Source organism: Lutibacter sp. (assembly GCF_040883305.1).
Taxonomy (GTDB): Bacteria; Bacteroidota; Bacteroidia; order Flavobacteriales; family Flavobacteriaceae; genus Lutibacter.
Genome location: NZ_JBFLKT010000156.1, coordinates 1 through 4148 on the forward strand (window position 1 = coordinate 1; position 4148 = coordinate 4148).

The 4148-nt window shown below is 33.8% G+C and carries 8 protein-coding genes; all 8 read left to right on the top strand.

Annotated features, from left to right (window positions below; all coding sequences use genetic code 11):
- Window positions 1-9 precede the first annotated feature (9 nt).
- Complete coding sequence (rpsJ, locus tag AB1Z17_RS05100; protein ID WP_070237956.1) at window positions 10-315, top strand: 30S ribosomal protein S10; 306 nt, start codon at window positions 10-12, stop codon at window positions 313-315.
- 144 nt (window positions 316-459) lie between these two features.
- A complete protein-coding gene (gene rplC, locus AB1Z17_RS05105) occupies window positions 460-1077 on the top strand; it encodes a 50S ribosomal protein L3 (RefSeq protein ID WP_368050719.1) in 618 nt (205 codons plus the stop codon).
- Window positions 1077-1706: a 50S ribosomal protein L4 gene (gene rplD / locus AB1Z17_RS05110; RefSeq protein WP_368050720.1), complete on the top strand. Its 630-nt coding sequence runs from the start codon at window positions 1077-1079 to the stop codon at window positions 1704-1706. Before rplC ends, rplD begins: the two co-directional genes overlap by 1 nt.
- Window positions 1707-1715: 9 nt before the next feature.
- Window positions 1716-2006, top strand: a complete 291-nt coding sequence (gene rplW / locus AB1Z17_RS05115) for a 50S ribosomal protein L23 (protein ID WP_134248799.1) — start codon at window positions 1716-1718, stop codon at window positions 2004-2006.
- A 12-nt stretch (window positions 2007-2018) separates the two neighbouring features.
- Complete coding sequence (rplB, locus tag AB1Z17_RS05120) at window positions 2019-2843, top strand: 50S ribosomal protein L2 (RefSeq protein ID WP_368050721.1); 825 nt, start codon at window positions 2019-2021, stop codon at window positions 2841-2843.
- Between the two features lie 7 nt (window positions 2844-2850).
- Complete coding sequence (rpsS, locus tag AB1Z17_RS05125; RefSeq protein ID WP_368050722.1) at window positions 2851-3129, top strand: 30S ribosomal protein S19; 279 nt, start codon at window positions 2851-2853, stop codon at window positions 3127-3129.
- Between the two features lie 9 nt (window positions 3130-3138).
- Window positions 3139-3543, top strand: coding sequence for a 50S ribosomal protein L22 (rplV, locus tag AB1Z17_RS05130; RefSeq protein ID WP_368050723.1), 405 nt, complete (start codon window positions 3139-3141; stop codon window positions 3541-3543).
- A 12-nt stretch (window positions 3544-3555) separates the two neighbouring features.
- A partial coding sequence (rpsC, locus tag AB1Z17_RS05135; protein ID WP_368050724.1) for a 30S ribosomal protein S3 occupies window positions 3556-4148 on the top strand: 593 nt, incomplete at its 3' end.

Below are 4148 nucleotides of genomic sequence, written 5' to 3' on the forward strand. Positions count from 1 at the left end.
TTATAAACGATGAGTCAAAAAATTAGAATAAAGTTAAAATCGTACGATTACAATTTAGTAGATAAATCTGCTGAAAAAATTGTAAAAACCGTGAAAAATACTGGAGCAGTTGTAAATGGGCCAATTCCATTACCAACTCATAAAAAGATTTTTACAGTATTGCGTTCACCACACGTTAACAAAAAATCACGTGAACAATTCCAATTAAGTTCTTACAAAAGATTATTAGATATCTATAGTTCATCATCAAAAACTATTGATGCTTTAATGAAGTTAGAACTTCCAAGTGGAGTTGAAGTAGAAATTAAGGTATAATTTCTAAAAACCAAAAAGTTTTGGTTACATGTCCTTAGCGGTAGTCGAGGGAAAAACGAAAGAAAATAAATTCAGGGTTGAATTATTTTCAACCCTGTTTTTTTGAAATAAAAATAGAATAATAATTAATTTAATTAAATAAAAATGTCTGGGTTAATAGGAAGAAAAATCGGAATGACCAGCTTATTCGATGAAAACGGGAAGAATATTCCTTGTACAGTAATCGAAGCAGGTCCGTGCGTAGTTACCCAAGTCAGAACCGAAGAAGTAGATGGGTATAAAGCCCTTCAACTTGGTTTCGATGACAAGAAGGCAAAAAGCTCTAATAAAGCTTTAGATGGTCACTTCAAAAAAGCAGGGACCACTGCCAAGAAAAAAGTTATCGAATTTCAGGATTTTGATGAGGAGCACAAATTAGGAGATGAACTAACAGTTGAATTATTTACTGAAGGAGAATTTGTTGATGTATCAGCAACTTCAAAAGGTAAAGGATTTCAAGGTGTTGTAAAACGTCATGGTTTTGCGGGTGTAGGTCAAGCTACTCACGGTCAACATAACCGTTTAAGAGCTCCTGGATCAATTGGAGCTGCATCTTATCCTGCACGTGTATTCAAAGGAATGCGAATGGCAGGTAGAATGGGAGGAAAAAATGTAACAGTACAAAATTTAAGAGTTTTAAAAGTAGTTACTGAAAAGAACTTACTTGTGGTTAAGGGAGCAATTCCTGGTCATAAAAACGCTTATGTAATCATTCAGAAATAATGAAAGTATCAGTTTTAGACATACAAGGAAAAGATACAGGGAGAAAAGTAGAACTTTCTGATGCTGTATATGGAATTGAGCCAAATGATCATGCTGTTTACTTAGATGTAAAACAGTTTTTGGCTAATAAAAGACAAGGAACTAGTAAAGCTAAAGAAAGAGCTGAAATTTCTGGAAGTACTAGAAAAATTAAAAAGCAAAAAGGTACAGGTACGGCACGTGCTGGTAGTATAAAATCTCCAGTTTTTAGAGGAGGTGGACGTATTTTTGGACCTAGACCACAGGATCATTCTTTTAAATTAAATAAAAATTTAAAAAGATTAGCTCGTAAATCAGCCTTAAGTATTCAGGCAAAAGAGAACAACATTATTGTTATAGAAGACTTTAATTTTGAAACTCCAAAAACTAAAAACTTTACAACGGTTTTACAAGCATTTGGAATAGAAGACAAAAAATCACTATTTGTCTTTGCTGAACCAAATAATAATGTATATTTGTCATCGCGCAATTTAAAACGCTCAAAAACTGTAATAAACACAGGGTTAAGTACTTACGAATTGTTAAATGCCAATAAAATTATTCTTTCAGAAGGATCTTTAGAAGGAATTGAATCTAATTTAAGTAAATAGGTAGCAGATATGAATATTTTAATTAAACCTATTATCACGGAAAAAGCAACAAATGATAGCGAATTATTTAATCGTTACGCATTTGTAGTTAATAAAAAGGCAAACAAACTTGAAATTAAAAATGCTGTAGAAAAAGCTTATGGTGTTGCAATTGAAAGTGTAAAAACTATGAATTATCCAGTTCAACGCAATACAAAATACACTAAAAGTGGAATTGTTCAAGCAATGAAAGGTGCTTATAAAAAAGCAATAGTTCAATTAGCCGAAGGAGAAAGTATTGATTTTTATAGCAATATCTAAGAAAAGATAAAAATGTCAGTTAGAAAATTAAAACCAATAACACCAGGTCAGCGTTTTAGAGTAGTAAATGGGTTCGACACCATAACTACTGATAAGCCGGAGAAAAGTTTACTTGCTCCGAAAAAAAGATCTGGAGGTCGAAATAATGGAGGGAAAATGACAATGCGCCATCTTGGTGGAGGTCATAAACAGAAATATCGTATTATCGATTTCAAAAGAAATAAAGACGGTGTTCCTGCAACAGTGAAATCTATAGAGTACGATCCAAATCGTACTGCATTTATTGCATTAGTAGCTTACAAAGATGGTGAAAAGCGTTATATAATTGCTCAGAATGGATTAAAAGTTGGACAAACTATTGTTTCTGGTGAAGGAGCTACTCCTGATGTAGGAAACAGTATGTTGTTAAGTCAAATTCCTTTAGGAACTACAATTTCGTGTATTGAGTTACATCCAGGGCAAGGTGCAGTTTTAGCGCGTAGTGCTGGTTCTTTTGCTCAATTAATGGCGAGAGAAGGTAAATATGCAACGGTTAAATTACCATCAGGTGAAACAAGGTTAATACTTTTAACTTGTATGGCTACGATAGGAGTTGTATCAAATTCTGATCACCAATTATTAGTTTCAGGTAAGGCGGGTAGAACACGTTGGTTAGGAAGAAGACCAAGAGTTAGACCAGTTGTAATGAATCCTGTAGATCATCCAATGGGTGGTGGTGAAGGTAAGTCTTCTGGAGGACATCCAAGATCTAAAAACGGAATACCTGCTAAAGGTTTCAAAACTAGATCTAAGACTAAGGCGAGTAATAAATATATTATAGAACGTAGAAAAAAATAAATAAGATATGGCACGTTCATTAAAAAAAGGACCTTACGTTTTTCATAAACTTGAGAAGAAAGTACAAGATAAAATCGAAACTGGAAATAAAACAGTAATCAAAACTTGGTCAAGAGCAAGTATGATTACTCCAGATTTTGTAGGACAAACAATTGCAGTTCATAACGGACGTCAGTTTGTACCAGTTTATGTAACTGAAAACATGGTAGGGCATAAATTAGGAGAATTTTCACCAACACGTTCTTATAGAGGACACGCAGGTGCAAAAAATAAAGGTAAAAAATAGTAGGTAATCATGGGAGTTCGAAAAAAATTAAGAGCACAGCAGATAAAAGAGGAGAAGAAGCAATTAGCTTTTGCTAAGCTTACAGGTTGTCCTACATCACCAAGAAAAATGCGTTTGGTAGCGGATTTAGTTAGAGGAGTTGAGGTTGAAAAAGCACTTCAAATCTTGAAATTTAATTCAAAAGAAGCATCTATTAATCTTGAAAAATTATTGTTAAGTGCAATTGCAAACTGGCAAGCAAAAAATGAAGATTCAAGTATTGAAGATGCAGGTCTATTTATAAAAGAAATTTTTGTAGACAGCGCAGGAATGTTAAAGAGACTAAGGCCAGCACCACAAGGGCGTGCGCACAGAATTAGAAAACGTTCTAATCACGTGACTTTAGTTTTAGGAAGTAAAAATGTAAGCAATTAATCATAGGTAGCAATGGGACAAAAAACAAATCCAATAGGAAATCGTTTAGGAATTATCAGAGGATGGGATTCTAACTGGTATGGAGGAAGAAACTACGGTGATAAATTAGCTGAAGATGATAAAATAAGAAGGTATATACATGCCCGATTATCTAAAGCAAGTGTTTCAACTGTAATTATTGAGCGTACACTTAAACTTGTAACCGTTACTATCACTACTGCTAGACCAGGTATTATTATTGGTAAAGGAGGGCAAGAGGTAGACAAGTTAAAAGAAGAACTTAAAAAAATTACAGGAAAGGAAGTACAAATTAATATTTTTGAAATTAAGCGTCCAGAATTAGATGCACGTTTAGTAGCTTCAAGTATTGCACGTCAAATTGAGAATCGTATCTCATATAGAAGAGCAATTAAAATGGCTATCGCTGCAACTATGAGAATGAATGCTGAAGGTATTAAAGTACAAATATCAGGTCGTTTAAACGGAGCTGAAATGGCACGTTCTGAACATTATAAAGATGGAAGAATTCCTCTTTCTACATTTAGAGCTGATATAGACTATGCACTTGTTGAAGCTCATACTACATATGGACGTTTAGGCGTAAA